At 39.7% G+C, this 23,637-nt stretch carries 24 protein-coding genes and 2 pseudogenes; 24 read left to right on the plus strand and 2 right to left on the minus strand.

Features of this window, described 5'->3' with window-relative positions; translation table 11 throughout:
* The first annotated feature begins 4 nt into the window (after positions 1-4).
* A complete protein-coding gene (locus tag CI597_RS09600) occupies positions 5-472 on the plus strand; it encodes a RidA family protein (protein WP_301331487.1) in 468 nt (155 codons plus the stop codon).
* A gap of 210 nt (positions 473-682) precedes the next feature.
* On the opposite strand, the gene CI597_RS09605 is transcribed toward CI597_RS09600, so the two are convergent.
* Positions 683-2,071: an MATE family efflux transporter gene (locus CI597_RS09605; protein ID WP_051405244.1), complete on the minus strand. Its 1,389-nt coding sequence runs from the start codon at positions 2,069-2,071 to the stop codon at positions 683-685.
* A gap of 126 nt (positions 2,072-2,197) precedes the next feature.
* Between CI597_RS09605 and CI597_RS18500 the strand changes: the two genes are divergently transcribed.
* The 18 genes and pseudogenes from CI597_RS18500 to CI597_RS09685 all read left to right on the plus strand — a co-directional run bounded on the left by CI597_RS18500 (position 2,198) and on the right by CI597_RS09685 (position 18,645).
* Positions 2,198-2,749 carry an alpha-amylase family glycosyl hydrolase gene (locus CI597_RS18500; protein ID WP_024728416.1) on the plus strand — a complete coding sequence of 184 codons (552 nt, stop codon included), beginning with the start codon at positions 2,198-2,200 and terminating at the stop codon, positions 2,747-2,749.
* A gap of 17 nt (positions 2,750-2,766) precedes the next feature.
* Entirely contained in the window at positions 2,767-3,042 is a 276-nt protein-coding gene (locus tag CI597_RS18505; protein WP_235824592.1) for a hypothetical protein, read from the plus strand.
* On the plus strand, positions 3,027-3,176 hold the full coding sequence (locus CI597_RS19445) for an alpha-amylase family glycosyl hydrolase (RefSeq protein WP_235824593.1): 150 nt from the start codon (positions 3,027-3,029) through the stop codon (positions 3,174-3,176). The genes CI597_RS18505 and CI597_RS19445 overlap by 16 nt, the downstream gene beginning before the upstream one ends.
* A 92-nt stretch (positions 3,177-3,268) precedes the next feature.
* Complete coding sequence (locus CI597_RS09615; protein WP_024728414.1) at positions 3,269-5,362, plus strand: BglG family transcription antiterminator; 2,094 nt, start codon at positions 3,269-3,271, stop codon at positions 5,360-5,362.
* Positions 5,363-5,599: 237 nt separating this feature from the next.
* Positions 5,600-6,865 (plus strand): PTS transporter subunit IIC, encoded by a 1,266-nt coding sequence (locus tag CI597_RS09620; protein ID WP_024728413.1) that lies wholly within the window; start codon positions 5,600-5,602, stop codon positions 6,863-6,865.
* Positions 6,866-6,876: 11 nt separating this feature from the next.
* Positions 6,877-7,320, plus strand: a complete 444-nt coding sequence (locus tag CI597_RS09625; protein WP_024728412.1) for a PTS sugar transporter subunit IIA — start codon at positions 6,877-6,879, stop codon at positions 7,318-7,320.
* Positions 7,321-7,345: 25 nt separating this feature from the next.
* Positions 7,346-7,648, plus strand: coding sequence for a PTS sugar transporter subunit IIB (locus CI597_RS09630; protein ID WP_024728411.1), 303 nt, complete (start codon positions 7,346-7,348; stop codon positions 7,646-7,648).
* A 35-nt stretch (positions 7,649-7,683) separates the two neighbouring features.
* Positions 7,684-8,733: a galactitol-1-phosphate 5-dehydrogenase gene (locus CI597_RS09635; protein WP_024728410.1), complete on the plus strand. Its 1,050-nt coding sequence runs from the start codon at positions 7,684-7,686 to the stop codon at positions 8,731-8,733.
* 40 nt (positions 8,734-8,773) lie between these two features.
* A complete protein-coding gene (gene rpe / locus CI597_RS09640) occupies positions 8,774-9,424 on the plus strand; it encodes a ribulose-phosphate 3-epimerase (protein ID WP_081723885.1) in 651 nt (216 codons plus the stop codon).
* Entirely contained in the window at positions 9,421-10,470 is a 1,050-nt protein-coding gene (locus CI597_RS09645; RefSeq protein ID WP_024728408.1) for a galactitol-1-phosphate 5-dehydrogenase, read from the plus strand. Before rpe ends, CI597_RS09645 begins: the two co-directional genes overlap by 4 nt.
* A 13-nt stretch (positions 10,471-10,483) precedes the next feature.
* Positions 10,484-11,023, plus strand: coding sequence for a 6-phospho-3-hexuloisomerase (gene hxlB, locus CI597_RS09650; RefSeq protein WP_024728407.1), 540 nt, complete (start codon positions 10,484-10,486; stop codon positions 11,021-11,023).
* A 195-nt stretch (positions 11,024-11,218) separates the two neighbouring features.
* A complete protein-coding gene (locus tag CI597_RS09655) occupies positions 11,219-12,115 on the plus strand; it encodes a sugar phosphate isomerase/epimerase family protein (RefSeq protein WP_024728406.1) in 897 nt (298 codons plus the stop codon).
* A gap of 18 nt (positions 12,116-12,133) precedes the next feature.
* Positions 12,134-13,063: a 1-phosphofructokinase gene (gene pfkB / locus CI597_RS09660; RefSeq protein WP_024728405.1), complete on the plus strand. Its 930-nt coding sequence runs from the start codon at positions 12,134-12,136 to the stop codon at positions 13,061-13,063.
* A 19-nt stretch (positions 13,064-13,082) separates the two neighbouring features.
* Positions 13,083-13,937 (plus strand): class II fructose-1,6-bisphosphate aldolase, encoded by an 855-nt coding sequence (gene fba, locus CI597_RS09665; RefSeq protein ID WP_095142933.1) that lies wholly within the window; start codon positions 13,083-13,085, stop codon positions 13,935-13,937.
* 378 nt (positions 13,938-14,315) lie between these two features.
* Positions 14,316-14,906: pseudogene (locus CI597_RS09670) on the plus strand (iron-containing alcohol dehydrogenase); the annotation flags it as partial.
* 234 nt (positions 14,907-15,140) lie between these two features.
* Positions 15,141-17,045, plus strand: coding sequence for a BglG family transcription antiterminator (locus CI597_RS09675; protein ID WP_024728402.1), 1,905 nt, complete (start codon positions 15,141-15,143; stop codon positions 17,043-17,045).
* Positions 17,046-17,250: 205 nt separating this feature from the next.
* Positions 17,251-18,174, plus strand: coding sequence for a phosphotriesterase family protein (locus CI597_RS09680; RefSeq protein ID WP_024728401.1), 924 nt, complete (start codon positions 17,251-17,253; stop codon positions 18,172-18,174).
* Between the two features lie 18 nt (positions 18,175-18,192).
* On the plus strand, positions 18,193-18,645 hold the full coding sequence (locus tag CI597_RS09685) for a PTS sugar transporter subunit IIA (RefSeq protein ID WP_024728400.1): 453 nt from the start codon (positions 18,193-18,195) through the stop codon (positions 18,643-18,645).
* 90 nt (positions 18,646-18,735) lie between these two features.
* Here the strand turns inward: CI597_RS09685 and CI597_RS19450 are convergent.
* Positions 18,736-19,622, minus strand: a pseudogene (locus CI597_RS19450) (transposase); the annotation flags it as partial.
* A 164-nt stretch (positions 19,623-19,786) separates the two neighbouring features.
* Between CI597_RS19450 and CI597_RS09695 the strand changes: the two are divergent.
* From CI597_RS09695 to CI597_RS09715, 5 genes are all read left to right on the plus strand, one after another.
* Positions 19,787-20,077: a PTS sugar transporter subunit IIB gene (locus CI597_RS09695; protein ID WP_024728397.1), complete on the plus strand. Its 291-nt coding sequence runs from the start codon at positions 19,787-19,789 to the stop codon at positions 20,075-20,077.
* Between the two features lie 20 nt (positions 20,078-20,097).
* Positions 20,098-21,363 carry a PTS galactitol transporter subunit IIC gene (locus CI597_RS09700; RefSeq protein WP_024728396.1) on the plus strand — a complete coding sequence of 422 codons (1,266 nt, stop codon included), beginning with the start codon at positions 20,098-20,100 and terminating at the stop codon, positions 21,361-21,363.
* Between the two features lie 55 nt (positions 21,364-21,418).
* The gene (gene dgoD, locus CI597_RS09705; RefSeq protein WP_024728395.1) at positions 21,419-22,564 is read left to right on the plus strand and encodes a galactonate dehydratase; all 1,146 of its coding nucleotides are present in this window, start codon (positions 21,419-21,421) and stop codon (positions 22,562-22,564) included.
* Positions 22,565-22,579: 15 nt separating this feature from the next.
* Positions 22,580-23,209, plus strand: a complete 630-nt coding sequence (locus CI597_RS09710; protein ID WP_024728394.1) for a bifunctional 4-hydroxy-2-oxoglutarate aldolase/2-dehydro-3-deoxy-phosphogluconate aldolase — start codon at positions 22,580-22,582, stop codon at positions 23,207-23,209.
* A 123-nt stretch (positions 23,210-23,332) separates the two neighbouring features.
* The coding region (locus CI597_RS09715) for a transposase (RefSeq protein ID WP_198959577.1) at positions 23,333-23,637 on the plus strand (305 nt) is incomplete at its 3' end.

A 23,637-nucleotide genomic window follows, 5' to 3' on the forward strand; every position in this document is an offset into this window, starting at 1 on the left:
AAGCATGGACGCGGGATACAGTCTGTGCTATAATATTGATACAAAAAAATTGTATGAACCTAATTATTTTTTGGAAAGTGAGGAAGCAGGTATGACATGTGAAACCATCAATGCACAGAAAGCTCCCGCAGCAGTGGGACCGTACTGCCATGCGGTAAAAGCGAGTGAATTTGTGTTTACTTCAGGACAGCTTGGGCTGGACCCGGAGAACGGAACTCTTCCGGAAGGAGTGGAAGCCCAGGCGGACCAGGCGCTGATCAACCTGGACGAAGTGCTGAAAGCGGCAGGATTATCGCTGGATGATGTGATCAAGACTACCGTATTTTTAGACGATATCAATGATTTTGCGGCAATCAATGCAATTTATGAGAAGAGGTTCGGAGACAATAAACCTGCCCGTTCCTGTGTGGAAGTGGCGGCACTCCCCAAAGGAGCCCTTTTTGAAATAGAAGCGATCGCAGCTGTTAAATAACATTATCACCGAAGAAAACCCGATTTCCTGTAAATGTGAATTCAGGACCCGGGTTTTTTTATTGCTGGTGGAGTGTAGTAAAAAAATTTCGATACAAAAGGAATGAAGATACGGGAGATTGCCGGCAGGATACTCCGGGAAGTGACGGGGAAAGTCCATATGAATATCAGGAGGGATGCTTATCGAGCAGTCCCTCTTGATTTTAAGAAACTAAGCTTTCATTTCCTCCTCCGCAGGGTTGCCCTGTTCAGATTCTCCGGGAGTATACACGAGCAGTTTTTTTGACGTAAAATAAAAAACTCCGGTGGTGACGGCAGAGGCCAGAATATCTGCAATCGGTTCTGCGGTGAAGATTCCCGTTGTGCCAAGAAATAACGGCAGGATCAAGGCCAGAGGGATCAGCAGGATGATTTTCCTCAGAAGGGCCATAACAAGAGAAATTTTTGCCCTGCCCAGTGCCATAAAAGTATTCTGGCAGGCGTACTGTGCCCCGATAAACAGAAAGCCTCCCATGAAAATGCGGATCATGGGTCTGCCGAGCACAGAAAGCTGCCTGGCCGCCTCACCGCTGGAAAACAGATATATATAGATCTGGGGAACTGCCATGGAGAGGGCCCAGATTCCAAAGGTGTAGGCCACAGTGATAACAAATAACAGCCGAAAGGCCTTTTTTACCCGGTCCATATTCCGGCTTCCATAATTAAAGCTGATGATCGGCTGTGCACCCTGGGCGAGTCCAAGGGCGGGCATGGATAGAAACTGCATGGCGCTTATGGCAATGGTCGTGACGGAGACCAGGGAGTCTGCGCTGGCACCGCCGTAGCGTTTCATTCCTGAATTTAATGTGATCTGTACCAGACTTTCCGTGGACTGCATAATAAACGGCGCGATTCCCAGGGCGATGACAGGGAGAAGAACTTTTGCTTCCAGCCTGAGATTTTTACGGCGGATCTTCAGATCCGTTTTCTTTCCGGTTAAAAAACCGAGGACCCAGGCCGCAGAGATACCCTGGGAAATGACGGTGGCTAAGGCGGAGCCCTTGACACCGAGACCCATTACAAAAATAAAGATTGGGTCCAGCACGATATTTAAGACAGCCCCGATCAGCACTGTGAGCATACTGGTCCTGGCAAATCCCTGGCAGGTGATAAAGCTGTTCAGGCCGAGAGAAAACATGACGAAAATGGAGCCGAGCAGATAGATGCTCAGATAGTCATTGGCATAAGGCAGTATATTGTCTGTCGCTCCAAATATGGAAAGCAGGGGTTCTTTTGCAAGGTAAAAAAACAGGGTAAGGGGAACGGCCAGAGCAATCAAAGCCGTGACGGCATTCCCAAGAATCTTTTCTGCCCCGTCATAATCCTGCTGTCCCATTTTTATTGAGACTCTGGGACTTCCTCCCATACCGATCATGGAGGCAAATGCAGAGATAATCATAATGATCGGAAAAGCAATTCCAAGCCCTGCAATGGCAAGAGGCCCTTCTCCTCCCGGAAGACGGCCGATGTAAATGCGGTCCACCATATTATACAGCGCGTTTATGATTTGGGCGGCAATGGTGGGAACAGCCAGCTGGAACAGTAATTTGCCCACAGGCATGGTTCCAAGGGCTGTTTCGTTGTTCGTATTCAAAAAATCACTCCTATCATATGAAAAATGTCACTCTTTTATTTTACATTGTTTTTTCAATGGGAGCAATTCTTTTATTCAGGAAAGGTGTAGGTTATGGACAGTCAGAAAGGGAAGCAAGAGATCGTATATCAGGTATATCCTAAAAGTTTTTGCGACGGTAACGGGGATGGGATCGGAGATTTAAGAGGGATTCTAAAGCGTCTTGATTATCTTAATGATCTGGGAGTGACTGTGCTGTGGATCTGTCCGGTCTATGCTTCACCGATGGAGGATTTGGAAAAACTCATATATGAGGCGGGGATCAGGGGGATGAAAATAATGATGGATCTGGTACTCAACCATACATCGGATGAACATCTGTGGTTTCAGAATGCGCTGAGGGATCAAAAAAGCAGATACAGGGATTATTATATATTTAAGAAATCCCGGGAGGGGCGCCCTCCGAGCAATTTAAGGTCTGTTTTCGGGGGATCGGTATGGGAGCCCGTTGAGGGAGCGGAGGAGTATTATTTTCATTCTTTTTCAAAAAGACAGCCGGATCTTAACTGGGAAAATGAAGACATGAGAAAAGAACTGTATGAAATGATACGGTGGTGGATGGAAAGGATGGACTGTCCGGCTGTTTTCCGTATACAAGGAATGTAAAAGGGATTGAAGTTTTTTTGGGAGAACTTAAAAACGAAGTATTTGACCCATTAGACTGTATCACTGTCTCGGAGGCCGTAGATGTACCATATTCATCGCTTGGGGATTATATCGGGGAGCAGGGATGCTTTTCTATGATGTTTGATTTCAGTTATACAAATTTCGATCTGGAAGGGAAAGATGAGAAATGGTATAAAAGAAAAGCATGGACAGCAGAAGAATTCAGAGAGTTACTGTTTAAAAGCCAGGAAGAGATTCAGAAGACCGGATGGCCGGCATGTATTTCTTTTTGAGGGGAACCCCTTTTATTTATCAGGGACAGGAATTAGGAACAACAAATGTGTGGAAAGATTCTGTCAGTGAATTTGATGATATTGAGAGCAGGGGGCAGTACCATGCAGATGATATAAAAAATTTCTATACTTAAGAAGAAATTCATTCTTTTTTAATCTATTCCATTAGGATACAATGAAATAGATTGTTACTGTTTTGCCAGATAAATAATTGGAGGTAATTAGAATGAACCAGCGGAGCACTGAGATTGTGCAGTTATTAAGTAAAGAGAAGGATGAGATTACAGTCTCAGGATTTGCAGAATATTTTCAGGTGTCTCAGAAAACCATCCGCAATGATCTGAAGGAAATCAATACAATCCTGGGTCAAAACCAGCGGGAGGAAGTTGTGATAAACAGCGGGGGCAGGATCAATCCGCCGGAGAATTTTAAGGAATCTCTGTCATTATTGCTCGAAGGGGACTTCTACAGCTATAAATTATCCAGGGAAGAACGGAAACAGGCAGCATCTGCTATGATCGTAAATTCTAACGATTACATTACCCTTGCAACCATCGCCGACCATTTATTTGTGAGCAGGGCAACGGTAATCAACGACCTGAAAGATATCAAGGCATTTATAAAGGAAGGGAACTTGAAGGTGATCTCTCACGCCAATAAGGGACTTCGTATAGAAGGTCCGGAGAGCGAAAAGAGAAAATTTCTTTTGAATCTGCTTCGTCCGTCTGTGTCTATTTATGAGAACCATAAAAATGTAGTTGCTGAACATGTCAGTGTACAGGCAGGTGACTCCAGTGTAATACAAAAGATCCTGGGGGAACAGGAACAACGCTATAAGAAATATCTGGATGACAGTTCCTTTCAGGAGATTGTTCTCTATTTAAGGATTATGATAAATCGCAATCAGTCGGGCGAATTTTTGGAGACGCAGCCGGATGAAAACAGTGAGAATTATATGTTTGCCCTGGATACATTAAAATATATCTCTCAGTACTGCGATGTTGTTACAACAGAGGATGATATAAAGTGTTTCAGCAGCTTCCTGGACGGCGTGCGGTATATGAAACATAACACAATTAATAAGAATACAGTGATTATCCAAATGATCACAAGACAATATATTGCCGGTATTTCCTCGGAATTGGGAATAGATCTGAATACAGATTATGAGTTTTTTGAGAATCTGTCCAATCACCTGGAATCCATATTTTCTGCACCGCCGATCGATTACCAGGAAGTTAATGTGATAAATGAGGTGCTGGAAGATAATCAGGATGTACTTGAGGCGGTCATAAACCAGATGTTTGTTATCTACCAATATACAGAGCGCAAATTAAATGAAATAGAAATAAAGTATATTGCGATTCATGTGTGTGCGGCGATTGAACGAAAGAAGAATAAGGAAGTGGCTTTTCGTGTGATCGTAGCCTGTCATGCAGGCATCGGAACATCCAGACTATTACTGGAAAAGCTGAAAAGACATTTTAAATTCCGGGTTGTGGATGTAGTCTCTGCCCATGAAGCAATGAGTATTGAACCCAATTCAGCTGATTTTGTGATTTCTACAGTTCCGCTGGAAGGCTGTTCGTTAGAGTATGTTGTAGTATCGGTAGCCTTCAATGATGCAGACTACATACGTGTGGGAAACAGAATTGATGCGCTGAGAAACGGCAGAAATCTTCCGGTCAGAATGGAGGAAGATGGGTTAAGTGCGAAGGGCCTGATCGACGAGGTCCGTCCCCTTGTATACAGAATGATTGAGCCGGAAGATAGAGCAAAGGAGTTTATGAAGGAACTCCGCGGAGTGGTGCGGGGGTATTTTAAACAGTCTGTAGAGAGTGAGGCGGAGATCTTGTCCCCATATCTGCATCATTTGCTGCCCGCAGCAAACATTGAGGTGGATGTAGAGTGTGAAGACTGGAAAGATGCAGTGCGCAAGTCTGGTGAGAAACTTGTAGAACGAGGCTATATTGAACCAAGATATATAGATGCAATGATCCACAGCATCGAGGAATATGGTTCCTATGTTGTGTTGTCGGAAGGATTTGCCATGCCGCATGCGAAAGTAGAGGAAGGCAGCATCCGCCTTGGTATGTATTTCATCCGTCTAAAGAATCCCGTGCCGTTCGGGGTCGAAGGACTGGACCCCATAGAGTTTGTATGCTGTCTGAGCGCCATTGATCATAAGAGTTATTTAAAGGCATTTTTCAGTCTCGTAAATATGCTGAGGGATGACGAGTACAGGCGGCTTCTGCATGAGGCAAAGAGCTCTGAGGAGATTGCAAGAATGATTGAAACATATGAACACAGCAGTGTTTAAATAACAAAAAAGCATTGGTCGGATTTATTTCTGGGAGAGGAAATAAATTCGACCAATTTATTTTATTTCCAGGTCCGGAAATGGATTCGACCAAACTAAAATTTTTCCCGGAAGGGGAAATACCTTTCACTGTTTTTGATTTTATATGCATGATACTATGTATTTGTAAATGAGAGATGGGAAGCCGGCCGGCAGATCTCAGCAACACAAATACTAAAGTAAAAAGTGGAGGTACATATGGAAATACTATTAAAGTTTTTTCAGGGATTTGTAAATTTGGGGGCAAGTGTTCTGCTTCCGGTCGTAATCGCAATATTAGCTGTTTTCTTTGGCATGAAAGCAGGACGGGCGATTAAAGCCGGCTTATTGGTAGGAATTGGTTTTCAGGGGCTTTGTTTAGCGGTAAATTTACTGATTACTTCAGTGACACCGGCGATGGAATATTATGAAAAATTAGGATCAGGATATGACACATTGGAAGTTGGATTTGCAGCACTGGGTGCAGCATCATGGACCACACCATTTGCAGTTCTTGTAATTCCGTCAATTATCCTTGTCAATATCATTTTAGTCCGCTTAAAGGTTACAAAGGTATTAAATGTTGATATCTGGAATTTCATGCATTTTCTTGTGCCGGGAGCACTCGCATATGCTTTGTTTGGAAATGCTGTCATTGGATTTTTAGTTGCTTTTGTCTGCGGTATTATTGTTCTGTTTTTTGCTCAGTGGACTGCGAAACCCTGGCAGGAATTTTTTGGACTGGAAGGGACAACATGTACATGCCTGTCTTTCGTAGCATGGGCTTATCCGATCGGCTACGGATTAAATAAGATCATAGACAAAATTCCGGGACTTAACAAGATTGATATAAATATGGATAAGGTGGGACAAAAGCTTGGAGTGTTTGGCGATCCTGCAATCATTGGTGTTGTAGTAGGAGCTTTTCTTGCAATCATTACAAAGCAAAGTCCTGGAGAAACTCTCACAATGGCAATGGGTGTTGCGGCAGCTATGGTATTGATCCCAAGAATGGTATCCATCATGATGGAAGGATTATCTCCGCTGGGACAGTCCGCAAATGAATATATGCATAAAAAAATCGGAGAAGATGCAGATATTTATATTGGTATGGATATTGCACTTGGTTTAGGTGATCCAACTTGTATTACATGTACTGCGATTATGATTCCGATTACCATACTGCTTGTATTTCTTGTACCGGATATGAGATTCTTTCCACTTGGATTATTAGCTGAGATCTGTTATTTGGCACCTATGGTCGTTTTGAGCAGCAAGGGAAATCTATTTCGCTCACTGATTGCAATGACTATTTTGATGTACATAACTCTGTTTTTGGCGAATATGTTTATTCCGGAAGCCACAAGCATGATGTCTGTTACGAATGTAGATTTTGGAAAAAGTGTCACGGCATCTCATTTTGGATGGAATCCCGGCAATGTAGTTGTATCAATTATTCATAGAATTATGGCGATGTTCGTATGAGGGGGCTCTAAATGAAAACTAGATATTTGGTAATTCACGGGACAGCAGCTAATAGTGAAGAAGCAATTAAATTATGTGGAGATGCCTTATATAAAGCAGGTATTGTTGAAAAAAATTTTGGAGTTCTTTGTGCCCAACGTGAAAAAGATTTCCCAACAGGGCTTCCTACAGAAATTCCAACAGCCATTCCTCATGTAAAAGATGAAGGGATTACACAGAACGCAATCTGTCTGCTGAAACTCAACTGTCCGGTAACCTTCAAACGACTGGACGATGATACAGAAGAAGTGAAAACAGATATGATTTTCAATCTGGCGATCAAAGATGCCAATGAACACTTAGCAGTGCTGCAAAAAATGATGGCATTTTTGAATGATCCGGAAGTCTTATTAAAATGTAAAAAACTTTCAAATAAAGAAACGGAGGCTTATCTTCAGGAAAAATTAGGATCATAATTAATCACAGTAAAGGAGAAGAATTATGGCAAAAGAAGTGAAAGTATTAGTAGCATGCGGCAGCGGTGTGGCAACGTCAACCATTGCCCAGGAAGAAATCAAAGAGATTGCAAAAAATGCAGGGGTGAAGATCAGATTGGTGAAAGGGACGATTGCAGAAGTTCCCATCAAACAAAAAGACGTAGATGTAGTTTTTACTACTGCCAATTACCGAAATCCGCTTGAAAAGCCGCATCTCAGTGTGTTTGGGCTTGTCTCCGGACTGAATAAGGAAGCATCAAAAAAGAAAGTTGAAGAATTGCTTAAAACGATTTCAGAAGAGTTATAAAAGCCCGAATATGTGAAAGGATCAGGTGGTTATAGATGAAAGCAGGAGTTTTACTCGCAAGAGATGACATAAGATATGAGGAAGTACAGACCCCGGAGCCAAAAGCCGGGGAAGTGCTTGTAAAAGTAAAATATTCCGGGATCTGCGGTTCAGATGTACCCCGGGTAAATGAAGACGGAGCCCACTTCTATCCGATCATTCTCGGACATGAGTTCTCAGGGATTGTGGAAGCTGTGGGAGATGGAGTGACAAAGGTAAAGAAAGGCCAGCGGGTCGCCGGAGCTCCATTGGTCCCGTGCATGAAATGTGAAGACTGTATGAAAGGTGATTATGCACTCTGTAAAGACTATAGTTTTATCGGGACAAGACAAGCAGGAAGCTATGCAGAATATATCTGTCTTCCGGAGCAAAACGTGGTTCCTTTTAAGGATACAGTATCCTTTGAACAAGGAGCGCTGTTTGAACCGGCGGCAGTTGCGCTCCATGGATTAGAGTGTCTTCCATATGAGGGAGGAAAGACTGTTGCTGTGCTGGGCGGAGGAACGATCGGACTGCTTGTCATGCAGTGGGCAAATATTTTCGGATCTGCAAAGACTGTTGTATTTGATATTGACGATGAAAAAATTGAACTGGCAAAACAGTTGGGAGCAGCCGATGGCGTAAATACCTTAAAAGAAGGTTTTATGGAAAAGGCCATGGAACTGACGGATCAAAAAGGCTACGATTATATTTTTGAAACGGCAGGAAGTACTGTGACAATGAAGATGGCATATGAACTGGCGGCAAATAAGGCTGGAATCTGCTATATCGGAAAACCTACAAGAGAATTAACCTTTACTGTGAAAGAATGGGAGAACATGAACCGTAAAGAGTTCACTATGACAGGGTCCTGGCTATCTTATTCTGCTCCGTTTCCGGGACATGAGTGGGAGTGTGCGGCACACTATTTTGCAACAGGACAATTAAAGGGGGAAGAATCCCTGATCTATAAGAAGCTTCCGCTTTCCAGGATCGCAGAAGGATTTGAGATGTTCAAGACCCGGGGAGCAGTAAAAGGAAAGATTTTAATTGACAGTGAAGCATGATCATAAGGCGTCTGAAGAGATAAAAGAAAGAGGTTTGACCGTGAGAAAAATAAAACTATCTCCATCCATCTTTGCAGCAGACTTAGGAGAATTAAAAAACCAGATCAAAGAATTAGAAGACAGTCAGACAGAACTGCTCCATGTGGACGTGATGGACGGACATTTTGTGGAGCGGATGGCATTTGGAGCAGATCACATTAAGGCACTGAAATCAATGACCGACATTCCGCTGGATGTTCATTTAATGATCGAACATCCGGAAGTACATATTGACAGCATTGCTGACGCAGGGGCAGATATCATAACGATCCATCAGGAGTCGACCGCAAGGGTGTTAAGCTGTCTGCATAAAATCCGTAACCGGGGCATCAAGGCCGGCATCGTGCTGAGTCCAGGGACGCCGGAAGAGACTATTAAATATTTATTGGATGATGTAGATATGATCCTTCTGATGAGTGTAAATCCCGGGGAAGGCGGACAGCATTTCCTGAGTTCAACCGTGAAGAAAATTAAGAATGTCCGGGCAATGATCGGAGACCGGAATATTGATATTGAAGTAGACGGAAGTATTGATCAAAAGACAATAAAACCATGTTATGAAGCAGGAGCAAATGTTTTTGTATCCGGGGGATATTTATTCAAAAATATTAAAGAGAATACAGAGGCTTTAAGAAAGGCAGTGAGAGGATGAAAGCTTTAACATTTTATGATGTACAGGATTTAAGATATGAAGAGGTTCCTGATCCTAAAATTGAAAAAGACGATGATGTTATTGTAAAAGTGAAAGTAGGCGGAATTTGTGGTTCGGATATCGCAAGATACCGCAATCTGGGACCTTATGTAAAAGGGAATGTCTGGGGGCACGAATTTTCAGGAGAGGTTGTAGAGGCCGGTCCTGCCGTTACAGAATTAAAAGTCGGTGACCGGGTGGTAGGATGCCCAAACCTGGTTTGTCATGAATGTGAGTACTGCAAAAGCGGATATCCATCAAGATGTGAATCTTTAAATACCATTGGAGCATATGTTCCGGGTGCATTTGCAGAATACATTAAAATGCCGGCCGTCAATCTTGTCAAGATGGTGGAAGGTATGACCTTTGAGCAGGGTGCATTGGTAGAACCGGCAACGGTTGCGATTCACGGATTATATCAGACAAACATTAAAATGGGATATGAAGTTGCCGTTGTGGGATGTGGAAATATTGGACTGATGGCAATCCAATGGGCCAAAGCATTTGGGGCAAAGAAAGTGTTTGCCATTGACATCGATGATGCGCAATTACAGGCTGCTGAGGATTTTGGCGCTGATGTGCTAATTAATTCTGCTGATATCGATTTCCATGATGAGATCAGAAAATATGGAAATGGCGTGGATCTGGCCATTGAATCAGCAGGAAATCCTTTTACTGCTGCAAGAGTGCTCGGGCTGCCGAAAAAGGGCGGGGAGGTTGTATACATGGGAATTCCATATGCGGATGTTCCGGTTCCAAGATTTTATTTTGAAAGAATTATGAGAAACGAATTAAATATCATCGGTTCCTGGTGTACCATTTCTGCTCCATATCCGGGAGAGGAATGGAACAATGCGGTAGAATATATCGGAAACAAAAAGGTGGATGTTCTTGGAATGGTTACGCATAAAGTGAATTTAAGCAAAGGCCCGGAGATGTTTGAAAAGATCATTGCCGATCCAAAGGGATTCGGAAAAGTTCTGTTATATCCGGAAGAAATCATGTAAAGAAGGTGGTATTTTGGGAACGAAAGTAATTATAAAAGAATTAGAACAATCAGCTGACAGAATTCCTGAATATCAGATTTCAGATCTGATCCAGAAGATTAAGTCTCATAAACGGATCTTTGTTTATGGGACCGGAAGATCAGGATTAATGTTAAAAGCCCTTGCTATGAGACTAATGCAGATTGGCCTGGATGCATATGTAGTGGGAGAAACCACAACACCGTCTGTAGAAAAGGGAGATTTGCTGATCGTGGCTTCTGCTTCAGGAGAAACAGGCAGTGTTTGTATGACGGCACAGTCGGCAAAGAATCAGGGTGCAGATTTAGTCGTCATTTCTTCAGCAGCGGAATCGACCTTGAAAAAGATCCAGACACCGAATATCACAATTGAATCTGCAACAAAATTTGCTGTGTCTGACACAAGCATCCAGCCTCTGGGCAGTTTGTTCGAACAGATGCTGCTCATAGTGTTTGATGCGGCAGTATTGGAAATAAGCCGGGAAAAGCCGGGAAGTAATGACGATATGGCAAAGAGACACGCAAGTCTGGAGTAGCTTGTGACAGAAATCTTTCATTCTATAGGAAAGACATTGTTACAACAAAGTGATAAAGGAATGATTCCTATAGAATAAAAAACCCTCCGGGGGATGCAATTGCGTGCACAGGGGAACAATGTCGCCAGAGCGACCGCACGCAGTGCGAGAGTTTCGCAAGCGAAACTCTATTTCAGAAAAACAAGGAGAATAGAAATGCAGAATAATATCGGGTTACAAACAGCATATTGGAATGGAACAACTCCTGAATTGGATATTTATAAAATAATTGACTTAACAAAAAAAGCCAATATGGATACCATTGAACTGAAAGCAGGCGATTTTGTTCCTTTGACGGCACAAGACAGAGGGAAACTTAGTAAATATATAAAAGATGCAGGGCTTTCAGTGACGATCAACGGGACTGGACTCAGACCGGAAAGAGATGTTTCCAGTTCGGATAAAGAATCCCATCAAGCAGGCATCAAACATTTATGTCATATGTTGGATCTTTGTGTGGAGATGGGCGCAAAACTTTTTTCCGGTATCCCGTATGGTTTGTGGAATACACGTCCGGAAGGAGAAAATATTACAGAAATCAAGAAGGTCCGTACAGCAAACGCAGTCAAAGGATTAACCGAAGTTGCAAAACATGCCCAAAAAGTCGGCGTAACAATTTGTTTGGAAATTGTAAACCGTTTTGAACAGTATACAGCGAATACTGCAGGAGAAGGGATTGCAATCTGCGAAGCAATTGGCAATGACTATTGTAAGCTTCTTTTAGATACGTTTCATATGAACATTGAAGAAGATTATATTCCGGATGCCATCCGTACGGCCTATGAAAAGGGATATCTGGGCTATCTCCATATTGGAGAAAGCAACCGTAAGATTCCTGCCGGAGAGAGAAAGACCAATATTGACTGGGTAGCTATTGCAGAAACGATCAGAGAGATCGGTTTTGAAGGACCTTTGGTAATGGAACCATTCGTTCTCGATACGTCCGCAAGTGCTAAGAGTGTATCCCTTTGGAGAACGATCAAAGCAGCAGATGATATTGACGGACTTGTGGCAGATGCCGCCGCGGGAGTGAAATATTTAAAAAGTCTGTAATGATGGGAGGGGAAGAGCATGATTACAACTGTAACGTTAAATGCTTCCATTGATAAAGCCTATCATATGACCCAAAAAATTGAGAACGGTACGGTAATGCGAGTAGCAGAGACACATAACAGTGCCGGCGGAAAGGGGCTGAATGTGGCAAGGGTGGTCAAACTTTGCGGTTCTGATACAAAAGCCGCCGGTTTTGTGGGAGGATATAACGGTCAATATTTAGAATCACTTCTGGACGCAGATGGAATTTCCTATGAATTTGAGCATATCAATGGCGAAACGAGAAGCTGCATTAACATTTTAGATCCCGGATATGGTTCTACCGAATATCTGGAAGGCGGGTGTGAAGTTACAGCGGAAGAAGAAACTTCATTTTTAGAAAGATTTCCCGGGATCATCCGGAACAGTGATGTTGTGACCATTTCAGGAAGTGCTCCCAGGGGAATGGGCAGGGATATCTATCAAAAAATGATCCGGATCGTTAAGAAGCTGGGAAGAAAAGTGATCTTAGATACCAGCGGAGAATATTTAAAGAGAGGTCTTGAGAGCCTGCCAACTATGGTAAAACCTAATAAAGATGAGATAGAAATGCTTTTTGATATCAAAGTCCGCAGCCAGGAAGATGTCATAGGATATGCTCAAAAAATCTACGAAAAGGGGATCCCATATGTAGTAATTTCTCTTGGAGGCGAAGGGGCTTTACTCGTATGCAAAAAAGGCATTTATCAGGGTAAACCGCCGAGAATAGAAGTGGTAAATACGGTAGGATGCGGAGACTCTATGGTTGGAGCGTTTGCAGTCGCATTGGAGAGAAATATGGAGCCGGAAGATGCCCTGAAATTCGCAGTGGCAGTTGCATCTGCCAACGCGCTCTCATCCAATACAGGGACATTTGATCCTGCAAAGAGAGACGAGATCAGCCAGAACGTTAAGATAATCAAATTATAATATCCGGAAAGGGAAAGTTATGTTAACAACATCGAAAGAAATATTACTGAAAGCACAGGCCGGCGGATACGCAGTCGGTGCATTCAATGTAGAAAATATGGAAATGGTACAGGCAGTTGCAGAAGCTGCAGAGGAATTACAGTCACCGGTTATTATGCAGACAACTCCGTCTACAGTAAAATATGCGGGACTTGATTATTATCTTGCAAATGTTAAAACAGCGGCAGAGAGGACATCGGTTCCTGTAGTGATGCATTTAGATCATGGCAATAGCTTTGAACTTGCGATGCAGGCACTCAGAGCGGGTTATACTTCCATCATGATCGATGGTTCCCATGAGGCATTTGAAGTTAATATGACTGTCAGCAGGGCAGTCGCAAATGCCTGCCATCCATCCGAAGTTCCGGTAGAGGCTGAGCTTGGGAAGGTTGGGGGGAAAGAAGATGATTTAGACGGCGGAGATGATAATCCATATACAGATCCACAGGAAGCGAAGGAATTTGCAGAGAGAACAGGGGTTGATTTTCTCGCAGTGGGGATTGGTACAGCCCACGGTGTTTATAAGGGAGAACCAAAGCTTCAGTTTGACATCTTAAGCCGGATCAGAGATGTTGTAGAGATTCCGCTCGTTCTTCACGGAACAAGCGGTGTGCCGGACGAAGCGGTAAAAGAGTGTATTAAACGTGGTATCTGTAAAGTAAATTATGCTACCGATCTCCGTATTGCATTTACAAAAGGAGTAAAGGGTGTTTTTACTGCAGATACTGATACTATTGATCCTAAGAAATATAGCGCAGCAGGCCGTGAAGAAGTAAAAAAATATGTTATGAGCAAAATAAAAGTTTGCGGAAGTGCAGGAAAAGCGCAGAAATAAAATATCAATTACAAAATGGACGTAAGTCAGCTTTGTGCACAGATGTGTAAGGAAATCATTTGTCTTTATAAAATATCAAAAATAATGTAAAATAAGATTATATATGAAAGAATTACTCGTACATACCCCGGTAAATAAGATCACGGTAAAACAGATCGTAGATCAATGCGATGCCACCGAAGATTTACAATTTATTTAAAGATATTTAGAAAAGATAAGGTGTTACACTTTTAACGAAATGTAACATTATTTATATTTTACCAAATGTGTAACTTGTATTGCTACTTGAACAATTTTATAACGGAAATAGTTAAAAAATTGCGTATCGTATTAAATGGAACATCTTATCACGGAGCAGGAGCAATCCAGGAAATCGCAACAGCAGCAACAGGTATGGATGCATTAACACATGCCATCGAAGGATATACAACAAAAGCTGCATGGGAAATGACAGATATGTTCCATATCAAAGCGATCGAACTGATCAAACTGATCTCTGAAAACTTAAGAGGAGCTGTTGAAAATACACCAGAAGGAAGAGAAGGAATGGCAATGGGACAGTACATTGCAGGAATGGGATTCTCAAACGTAGGACTTGGAATCGTACATTCTATGGCTCATGCATTAGGTGCAGTTTATGACATACCACACGGAGTAGCAAATGCGGTCCTTCTTCCAACAGCTATGGAATATAACGCAGATGCAACAGGAGACAAATACAAATATATTGCAAAAGCAATGGGTGTTGAAGGTGTTGAAGATATGACACAGAAAGAATACAGAAAAGCAGCCGTTGATGCAGTGATAAAATTATCAGCAGATGTCGGAATACCAGCAGATTTAAAAGAATTCGTGAAAGAAGATGTACAGTTTTTAGCAGAATCCGCTTATGCAGACGCATGCGCACCAGGAAATCCAAAAGATGCGAGCGTAGAGTATATTATTGCACTTTATAAATCATTATTATAATTTTAAGACATCTAGTCTTCAAACACTATACTTATGATAATTACAACAATAATATATAAAATACAATAAATAAAAAGAAGGTACTGGATTTCAATTCAGAGAAAAGAGGAATTCAGTACCTTTTTTGCAAACATAATTTTCAAGTGGAAATACAGATTGCTAATTGTCATCTTTTTTAGGAATTGTTATAATAAAAAAATAGTTAAAAATACCTTTGTGAAGAGAGATGTGGTTATGTTAGATTACAGAATGAAAAAAATTATTATAGAATTATCTGACAAGAAGTATGTCACAGCCTCAGAACTTGCTAAAATTTTGGATTTGAATGAGAAGACAGTTAGAACAACTATAGCTAAAATGCGTGATTCTGTAGATGAATATGGGGTGGAAATTGAGGCTAAAACAAGAAAAGGGTATCATTTGATTATTAATGATAAGAATAAATATCAGAAATTGATAAATGACGATGCATTTTTGTTGAAAACAGATATTCCGAATAATTCAAAAGAAAGGGAAGAATGGCTGCTGGATTATTTATTGAAACAGCATAAATTTGTTCGAATTGATGATTTGAGTGAGATGTTGTATGTATCCAGATCAACAATCACAAACGATTTAAGAAATGTTGAAGATATTTTAAAAAATTATCATATAACATTGATTCGACGACCAAATTATGGATTGCATGTACAGGGAATTGAGTTTGATATTCGTAATTGTATGATATCTCAGTTTAAAGATAATCAATGGACGAAGAGAATCTCAGAAGAAAAAACACGAGAATTGAAAATAATTTTAGAGATTCTTTTAAATAATATTCAGAATCAAAAAGTAGTTTTGTCAAAATCTATGATTCAAGAAATGATGTATTGTATTTATATTTCAAAGGTACGATATGAAGAACATTATAAAATTACAGTTAGCAAAAATGAAGTAGTTAATAGAATTTATAAACCATGTATTGATGTTGCACAGAAGATTATAGAGGAGATAAATAAGAGTTTTGTTATTAATCTTCCAGATTCTGAAGTGTATTATATTGCTATTAATATTGCGGCAAGAAGCGATTATAATGTATTAGAAGGAGAAGTGGAATCAGGAGTTATCAATCAGGCAAGAAAACAGGCAACGCAGATGTTAGAGTGTGTATACGATATGATGCATTTAGATATGCGTCAAAATCTTACATTGTTATATGATTTGATCATTTTCTTAATTCCTATGGATATACGAATGAGATATGGCATCATTGCCAAGAATCCATTTGCAGATGCAACAAAGAAAAAATACTTTTTTGCATATAATGTTGCATCGCAGGCAGTCATACCATTGAAAAAAACATATTTTCATGAAATTCCAGAAAATGAAATTGCATATATAACCAGTATTTTTGCATTATTTATTGAACAGGAAAAGGATAAAAAGAAAAAATATAATATTCTGGTTATTTGTGCAACCAATATGAGTACATCGAAATTATTGGCGTATCAATATAAGAAGAAATTTAAGAAATATGTGGATGAAGTGTACACATGTGAGATGTATAATTTGGATTCTTTTGATTTTTCAAAAGTGGATTATATTTTTACAACCGTGGAGATTAACAGGGTTTTACCGAAACCGGTATTAGGAATTTCTGCTTTCTTAGAAGACGAAGAAGTTGATAAGATCAGCTCTATTTTGAAATTTAAGGCTTCAAATACAATTGCAGATGTGTATAATGAAGAGTTATTCTATGATAATATAAAAGGGGAAACAAAAGAGGAAGTTCTATTTGAAATATGTCAGAGAATACCTGAGAAATATGGAATTCCAACAGATTTTTATGAGGGTCTTTTAAGGAGAGAGGAAATTGCAGGAACTGATCTTGCAAAACATGTAGCACTTCCACATCCGTACGAAACAACATCTAGTATAAGTTTTGCCTGTATAGCAGTGTTAGATCATCCAATCCAATGGACAAGACAAGAAGTGCAGGTAGTGATTTTAATGACGGTTGCAGAAGATGAGCAAAGAGATTTAACTAATTTCTTGCAATTAATCTCAGAATTTATTGCAAATGAAAAAGCGGTATTACAATTAATTAAAGAACGAAACTTTACGGCTTTTGTAAATTTGTTGTCTCAAATTGAAATGTAAATAACAAAAAAGGAAATAATGAATTACGGCAATTGTTAACATGTCCTTAATTGATAGTTTGGGATGTTGGGATGTCCGTAATGATAACGGACATTCCTGTTGTGGTGTCTGATTTTGAAACGTTGTATATTTAAAACATGTTAAAGATGTAATGTGTTTTAGATATACAACGTTTTTTATTTAAAACAATAAAGGAGGTGCTGCGATGGGAAAAAGTCAGGTAATGACAGTATCAGGATTCGTGGATGCTGAACAGTTGGGAACAGTTTATGCTCATGAACATTTGATTGTTCAACCACAAATTTCAGAAGATCAATATATCCTATATACTTTGAAAGATGAGAAAGCATCTTTCAAAGAAGCAGAATCATTTGCAAATGCCGGAGGAAAAACAATTGTGGAAATGACTCCGATATATTATGGAAGAGATGTTTTGGCATACCAAAGGATTGCTAAAGAAGCAGGGATATATGTTGTATGTTGTACAGGGTTTCATAAAGAATTGTTTATGCCACCATGGTTTAAGGAAAAGAAACTTTCAGAATTATATGATCTGGTTGTAGATGAAATTAACAATGGTATGGATGGAACATTGATACAACCGGGAGTTATAAAAATGGGAACAAGTTTTGAAACCATTACGAAGCAGGAAGAAAAATCCATAGAGATTGTTGCAAAAATTCATCGGGATACTGGAATTCCGATAAGTACCCATTGCGATAAAGGAACGATGGGAATTGAACAGTTAGACATGTTAGAACATTATGGTGTATTTCCAGAAGAAGTTTTGTTAGGACATATTGATAGTAAACATGATATTGATTATGCAAAGGAACTGTGTAAAAGAGGTGCAACAATCTGCATTGATCATGTAGGAAGATGTTTAAGTGATAAAGATGCATTTTGTGTTCGTATGATTACAGATTTAGTAGAAGATGGATTTGCCGATCATGTTGTATTATCAGGGGACATGGGAAAGATGGATTACCTTTTAGCATATGGAGGAACGCCGGGACTCAAATACATATTAACAGATTTAAAGAATACGCTGTTAAAGCATATTTCAGAAGAAGACTTTTGGAAGATGTTGATTAAGAATCCACAAAGGTTTTTAAGTGGAAGTGACTAGTAAAAGAAAGGGACAAAAATGCAGTTAGAAGATATGTTATTTCCAGAATGTACACTAGTTCATGTAAAAGCTGACAGAAAAGAAGATGTTATCTGGAGGTTATATGAAAAACTGTTGCAAAATGGAAGGATAAAAGAAAGTTTTTATGATGCAGTTTTAGAGCGAGAAAAGGAATACCCAACAGGACTTAAATTTGAAGAGTGGGAAGTTGCAATTCCTCATGTTTCGCCGGAACATGTACTTGCTTCGACGGTAGCCATTGCAGTTCTTGATGAACCAATCGAATTTAAGCGGATGGATGATGATTCTTTTGTCCATGTAAAAGTAGTATTTAATATCGCACTAGGAAAAGACGGAAAACAAATAGAGATTTTGCAAGATATTATGGCAATTTTTTCAAATTCTGAAAAAATGGAACGTATTGTAAATGCAGAATCACCAGAGGAAGTTATTTCAATTATCAAAGGTTAAGATAGTTTTCTGCACAGACAGGATAATCCGAGAACCTTATGTCAAGTGACTTTCGCGGAATAACGGAGCTTTGCTCCATTATTCCACGTTTAAGTGACGAAAAGCCATTCTCATGGCGAGAATACATGGGCCGACCCCGCAGTTGTCAGATACCTGATAGCCGATGATGGAACGTTTGGCAGCATCCATGATGAAACAGATGTAAGTCTTGATACCACGGATTTTGATATAGGTTTCATCAGCAGTGAAGACACTGCCGGAGCCATAATCGTAGTTATCGACAAAAGGTTTAACGCAGATAGCGGCCGTTCTACAGTAATTAGCTATCTGCTGATGGGAGATGGAGATATTGTACAAATCTTTTAAGGCCTGAGATGTTTTTCTGAGAGATAATCCAAGATTTATGTGGAGAGTCAGGCACAGAGCCATTGTATTGGAATCGAACTTGCTGAATTTCAGGGAAGATGCATTCTTTGGTAAAGAGTTTAAATCCATGCGAAAAAAATCTATCGTGAATTCACGGTAGATGTAGTGGAGTTTGTATTTATTCTTGCCATAGTCCTCATTCAGATCTTTTTTATCAACGTTACGAAGATTGTGAAGATAGTAAGGGCACTTGGGGTTTACACATTTATGAATGATGAAGTGCTTGCAGTTCTTTTTTGGAACGAGTGTGTTCCACAGTGGGGGCAACAGCATACATCTGGAATATCACACTCGGACCGGCGGTTGACGGGACGGATTTTCTTACCGTAACGTTTTTCAAAGTAAGGAATCAGTTCCTTGTAAGTCCAGTCCTGACGGAAATCAGTGATGAGAGGAAGCTCGTCCGTTTTGAATTTCTGATACTTTGGAGAATGGGAATCATCAAAAGCCCACTGCCGGAGAGGAATGTATCTGCAGATAAAGGAAAAAAGATAGCGAATCATTCGCTGTTGGTATTGAATGTAGTGAAGTAAATAAAGTATAATGTCCATGAGCATTGGCTCCTTTCGGTATTTTGGAATTTTGGTCGAGGATATTATACCAAAAAAGGGAGGTCAATGCTCTTTTTATTGCAAACTCCCATAAACTCAAGGTTTAACAATAAAAAACGGTAGTGAAACTTGACACTACCAAGGTTAATTAGGAGGAAACGAAAATGAAAAAAATTATGGTATGCTGTGGATCATCAATGATTACTTCAACAATGGCAATTAACAAATTAAAACAGGCAATGCAGGATGCGGGGATTGGTGCAAAATTTATCCAGTGCAAATTTGCAGAAGTTCAGGGGAAAGTAAAGGAAGAACGTCCGGATGTAATAGTGCCAACAGGGGCTTTGAAGGATACATTAACAGATGATGTTCCGGTAGTAGTTGGCACATGTTTTGTAACAGGGGTTGGAGAAAAGGATACAATTGAAAAAATTGTTGAAATATTAAAAAAATAAAAAACAGGAGGAAAGTAGATATGAAATTACAGGTAGTTATTGATGCATTAAACTGGATCTGCGGATTAGGACCAATGTGTATGATGCCAATCATTATGTTTGTAATTGGTATTTGTTTAAGGGTTCAGATTAGTAAGCTGATTAAATGCTGTATTACAACGGGTGTTGGATTTTGTGGGGTTAATTTGGTTATTAACGCATTTATTGCTCAGGTTGGACCAAGTGTGCAAAATATGGTAAAAACATTTGGCTTACATACAAATATTATGGATGTGGGATGGCCTGCACGTGCAGCAGCGACATGGGCATATCCAATGGCGGCAGTTGTAGTATTTGTAGTATTAGGATTAAATATTTTAATGTTAGTTCTTAAATTAACAAATTGTGTCATGGTTGATTTCTGGAGTTATAATCATTTTATTTTCTGTGCAGCAATTTGTTATTATGCATCAGGAAGTGTCATTGTTGGATTAATCTGTGGTGCTGTTTGTGCGGTAGTTACGTTTAAACTTGCAGACTGGACGCAGCCGGTAGTTGAAGAAGCGTTTGGTTTGCCAGGCGTATCATTTCCAACATCTAACAGCATCAGTTGGGCACCATTAGCTTATTTATTAAATAAATTATATGACAAAATTCCTGGATTAAATAAGTTGAAAGCTGATCCTGAGTCAATTCAGAAAAAATTTGGTATTCTTGGAGAACCTCTGATCATTGGATTGATTTTAGGAGTTATTTTTGGAATTCTTGGTGGAAATGATGTAGCAGGTGTTATGAGTGTTGCAATGTATACAGCAGCAACTATGTTATTAACTCCTAAAATGATGCAGGTTTTAATGGAAGGATTAATTCCATTTGCAGATGCTGTAAAAGAACTATTAAATAAAAAATTTGAAGGAAACAATTTCCATATAGGAATTGATGCAGCATTAACGATTGCAAATCCCAGTTGTATTGCAGTTGGTATTTTAATGGTTCCAACAACAATTGTATTAGCAATGGTTTTACCATTTAACAGATTACTTCCAATTTCAGATATTGCATATCAGGCTATGTGGTTGTCTGCATATCCAGTAGCTTTTAGTAAAGGAAATGTAGTAAGAGCATATATTTCTTGTGTTATTTTCACAACAATTATGTTAGGAATTGCAACAGCATTGGCACCGGTTCATACATCATTAGCGGTTGCTGGTGGATATAAATTAGGAAAAGCAGTTTTAGTATCAACAGAGGATGCGGGAACTCATTTATTATCTTATATTCTATCTTTGATTGCGCGAATTTTCTAGATACAGATTTTAAATAACGCAGAGCAGACAAGGCAGGAAGAAAAGGAGATTATTGATGAAAATTACAGATGTCGTTGTGTATGAAGTAAAGCCCAGATGGATTTTTGTAAAGGTTTGTACAGATGAAGGAATTGAAGGCTGGGGTGAGATGATCTCAGGGACCAAAACGGAAACAGTAGTAGCCGGAGCCAAAGAAATGGGTGCATATCTGATGGGAAGGAATCCTTTTGAAATTGAACGTTTATGGCAGGAAATGTATAAATCGTTTTTTAGAGGTGGACCGATTAACGGTACAATCGTATCAGGATTTGAAATGGCATTATGGGATATTAAAGGAAAATATTATGGAATTCCAATCTACGAATTTTTAGGTGGAAAAGCCAGAGATCGTATCAAAGTATATTCATGGATTGGAGGAGATCGTCCGGACGATGTGGCAAAAGCAGCATTAGAAAGAAAAAAAATGGGATTTGATGCTGTAAAAATGAATGCTACAGAAGAATTACATTATGTTGATATGTTTGATAAAGTTCAGGCAGTTGTAGACAGGGTCGCATCTATCAGAGAAGTTTTAGGAAATGATTTTGGAATTGCTGTAGATTTCCATGGACGAGTTCACAAACCAATGGCAAAAGTACTGGCACATGAATTAGAACCATATAAATTAATGTTCTTTGAAGAAGTAGTTTTACCGGAAAATGAAGAAAGTTTCCAATCAATTGCAAATCAGGTATCAACACCATTGGCAACAGGGGAAAGACTGGTCAGTCGCTGGGAGTATAAACGATTGTTTCAGCAGGGGGCTGTAGATATTATACAACCGGATGTGGCATTGTGTGGTGGAATTTTGGAAACCAAAAAAATTGTATCTATGGCAGAAGCATATGATATGGCAGCAGCACCACATGCACCATACGGACCTATTGCTCTTGCAGCAACATTACAGGTGGATGTCTGCTCTCCTAATGTATTTATTCAGGAGCAGAGCCTTGGAATTCATTATAATAAAGGATTCGATCTGCTTGATTTTATTAAGAACAAAGAGGTTTTTCAGTATAAAGATGGTTATGTGGATATACCTAAAAAACCAGGACTTGGTCTGGAGATTGATGAGGATATGGTGAAAGAGGTTTCAGCAGAAGGACTTCACTGGACAAATCCAAAATGGAGAAATTATGATGGAACCATGGCTGAATGGTAAGAGGGAGAAAATGAAATGTGTAAATTGTTAGATCATAAAATTGTGGCAATCGCAAGAGGGATAGATGAAGACCATATCATCCCAACGATTCAGGCACTGATTGATGGTGGAATTAATGCTGTAGAACTGCCTTTGAGTCATAAATCCAAAGAAGCGTATGATAAAACTTTGAAAATAATAAAGAAAGTACATGATACATTTGGAGATAAAATTTACTTAGGAGCAGGAACAGTACTAAGTCCTGAAGAAGTCGAAAAAGCAGCAGAAATGGGTGCGGAATATATGATTTCTCCGAATATGGATGTTGAAGTTATTAAAAAGACAAAGGAATTAGGCAAGGGATCAATGCCAGGAGCATTTACGGCAACAGAAGTTTTAACAGCATATAATGCAGGAGCAGATGTTGTAAAGATTTTCCCAGCAGGGAATTTTGGTGAAAGTTATATTAAAGCACTTCAGGGACCATGTGATTTTATTCCATATGCTGCAGTAGGAGGAGTAAATGCAGACAATATGAAATCTCTGTTGGATGCCGGATATAACATGGTAGCAGTAGGAGGTAATCTGGTAAATAAAGAATTAGTTATGAAAGAAGACTATAAACAGATTACAGAACTTGCAAAAAAATATATACAAAATGTTTAATTAATTTAAATGGAGAAAGTCTATAGAATTATTCAAAAGTCGAGTGTGTGAAACTTTTTCTGTAAAATAGAACTTAGAAGGTTCTTCTATGATAAAATAAAAATCATAGGAGGGCCTTTTATTATGGCAAGAAAAAAGAAACCAGTACACAAAGTACAAATGACGGAAGGGAAACGCAACATCATCCATCAGCTCCTGGAGGAATACCATATCCAAACAGCACAAGATATTCAAGATGCCCTGAAAGATCTCCTTGGCGGAACCATCAAGGAGATGATGGAAGCGGAACTGGATGATCATTTGGGATATGCAAAATCAGAACGCTCCGACAATGAGAATTACCGGAATGGATACAAACCAAAACAGGTAAATAGCAGTTATGGTTCTATGCAGATCCCTGTGCCACAAGATCGGAAATCTACTTTCGA

This window comes from Anaerostipes hominis (ex Lee et al. 2021) (genome assembly GCF_002270485.1).
Taxonomy (GTDB): domain Bacteria; phylum Bacillota; class Clostridia; order Lachnospirales; family Lachnospiraceae; genus Anaerostipes; species Anaerostipes hominis.

Coding starts and splice junctions, on each gene's coding strand:
- CI597_RS09600 (WP_301331487.1), top strand. CDS start 5: ATGGACGCGGGATACAGTCTGTGCTATAATATTGATACAAAAAAATTG.
- CI597_RS09605 (WP_051405244.1), bottom strand. CDS start 2,071: ATGCCTGTGGGCAAATTACTGTTCCAGCTGGCTGTTCCCACCATTGCC.
- CI597_RS18500 (WP_024728416.1), top strand. CDS start 2,198: ATGGACAGTCAGAAAGGGAAGCAAGAGATCGTATATCAGGTATATCCT.
- CI597_RS19445 (WP_235824593.1), top strand. CDS start 3,027: ATGTATTTCTTTTTGAGGGGAACCCCTTTTATTTATCAGGGACAGGAA.
- CI597_RS09615 (WP_024728414.1), top strand. CDS start 3,269: ATGAACCAGCGGAGCACTGAGATTGTGCAGTTATTAAGTAAAGAGAAG.
- CI597_RS09620 (WP_024728413.1), top strand. CDS start 5,600: ATGGAAATACTATTAAAGTTTTTTCAGGGATTTGTAAATTTGGGGGCA.
- CI597_RS09625 (WP_024728412.1), top strand. CDS start 6,877: ATGAAAACTAGATATTTGGTAATTCACGGGACAGCAGCTAATAGTGAA.
- CI597_RS09630 (WP_024728411.1), top strand. CDS start 7,346: ATGGCAAAAGAAGTGAAAGTATTAGTAGCATGCGGCAGCGGTGTGGCA.
- CI597_RS09635 (WP_024728410.1), top strand. CDS start 7,684: ATGAAAGCAGGAGTTTTACTCGCAAGAGATGACATAAGATATGAGGAA.
- CI597_RS09645 (WP_024728408.1), top strand. CDS start 9,421: ATGAAAGCTTTAACATTTTATGATGTACAGGATTTAAGATATGAAGAG.
- CI597_RS09655 (WP_024728406.1), top strand. CDS start 11,219: ATGCAGAATAATATCGGGTTACAAACAGCATATTGGAATGGAACAACT.
- pfkB (WP_024728405.1), top strand. CDS start 12,134: ATGATTACAACTGTAACGTTAAATGCTTCCATTGATAAAGCCTATCAT.
- fba (WP_095142933.1), top strand. CDS start 13,083: ATGTTAACAACATCGAAAGAAATATTACTGAAAGCACAGGCCGGCGGA.
- CI597_RS09675 (WP_024728402.1), top strand. CDS start 15,141: ATGTTAGATTACAGAATGAAAAAAATTATTATAGAATTATCTGACAAG.
- CI597_RS09680 (WP_024728401.1), top strand. CDS start 17,251: ATGGGAAAAAGTCAGGTAATGACAGTATCAGGATTCGTGGATGCTGAA.
- CI597_RS09685 (WP_024728400.1), top strand. CDS start 18,193: ATGCAGTTAGAAGATATGTTATTTCCAGAATGTACACTAGTTCATGTA.
- CI597_RS09695 (WP_024728397.1), top strand. CDS start 19,787: ATGAAAAAAATTATGGTATGCTGTGGATCATCAATGATTACTTCAACA.
- CI597_RS09700 (WP_024728396.1), top strand. CDS start 20,098: ATGAAATTACAGGTAGTTATTGATGCATTAAACTGGATCTGCGGATTA.
- dgoD (WP_024728395.1), top strand. CDS start 21,419: ATGAAAATTACAGATGTCGTTGTGTATGAAGTAAAGCCCAGATGGATT.
- CI597_RS09710 (WP_024728394.1), top strand. CDS start 22,580: ATGTGTAAATTGTTAGATCATAAAATTGTGGCAATCGCAAGAGGGATA.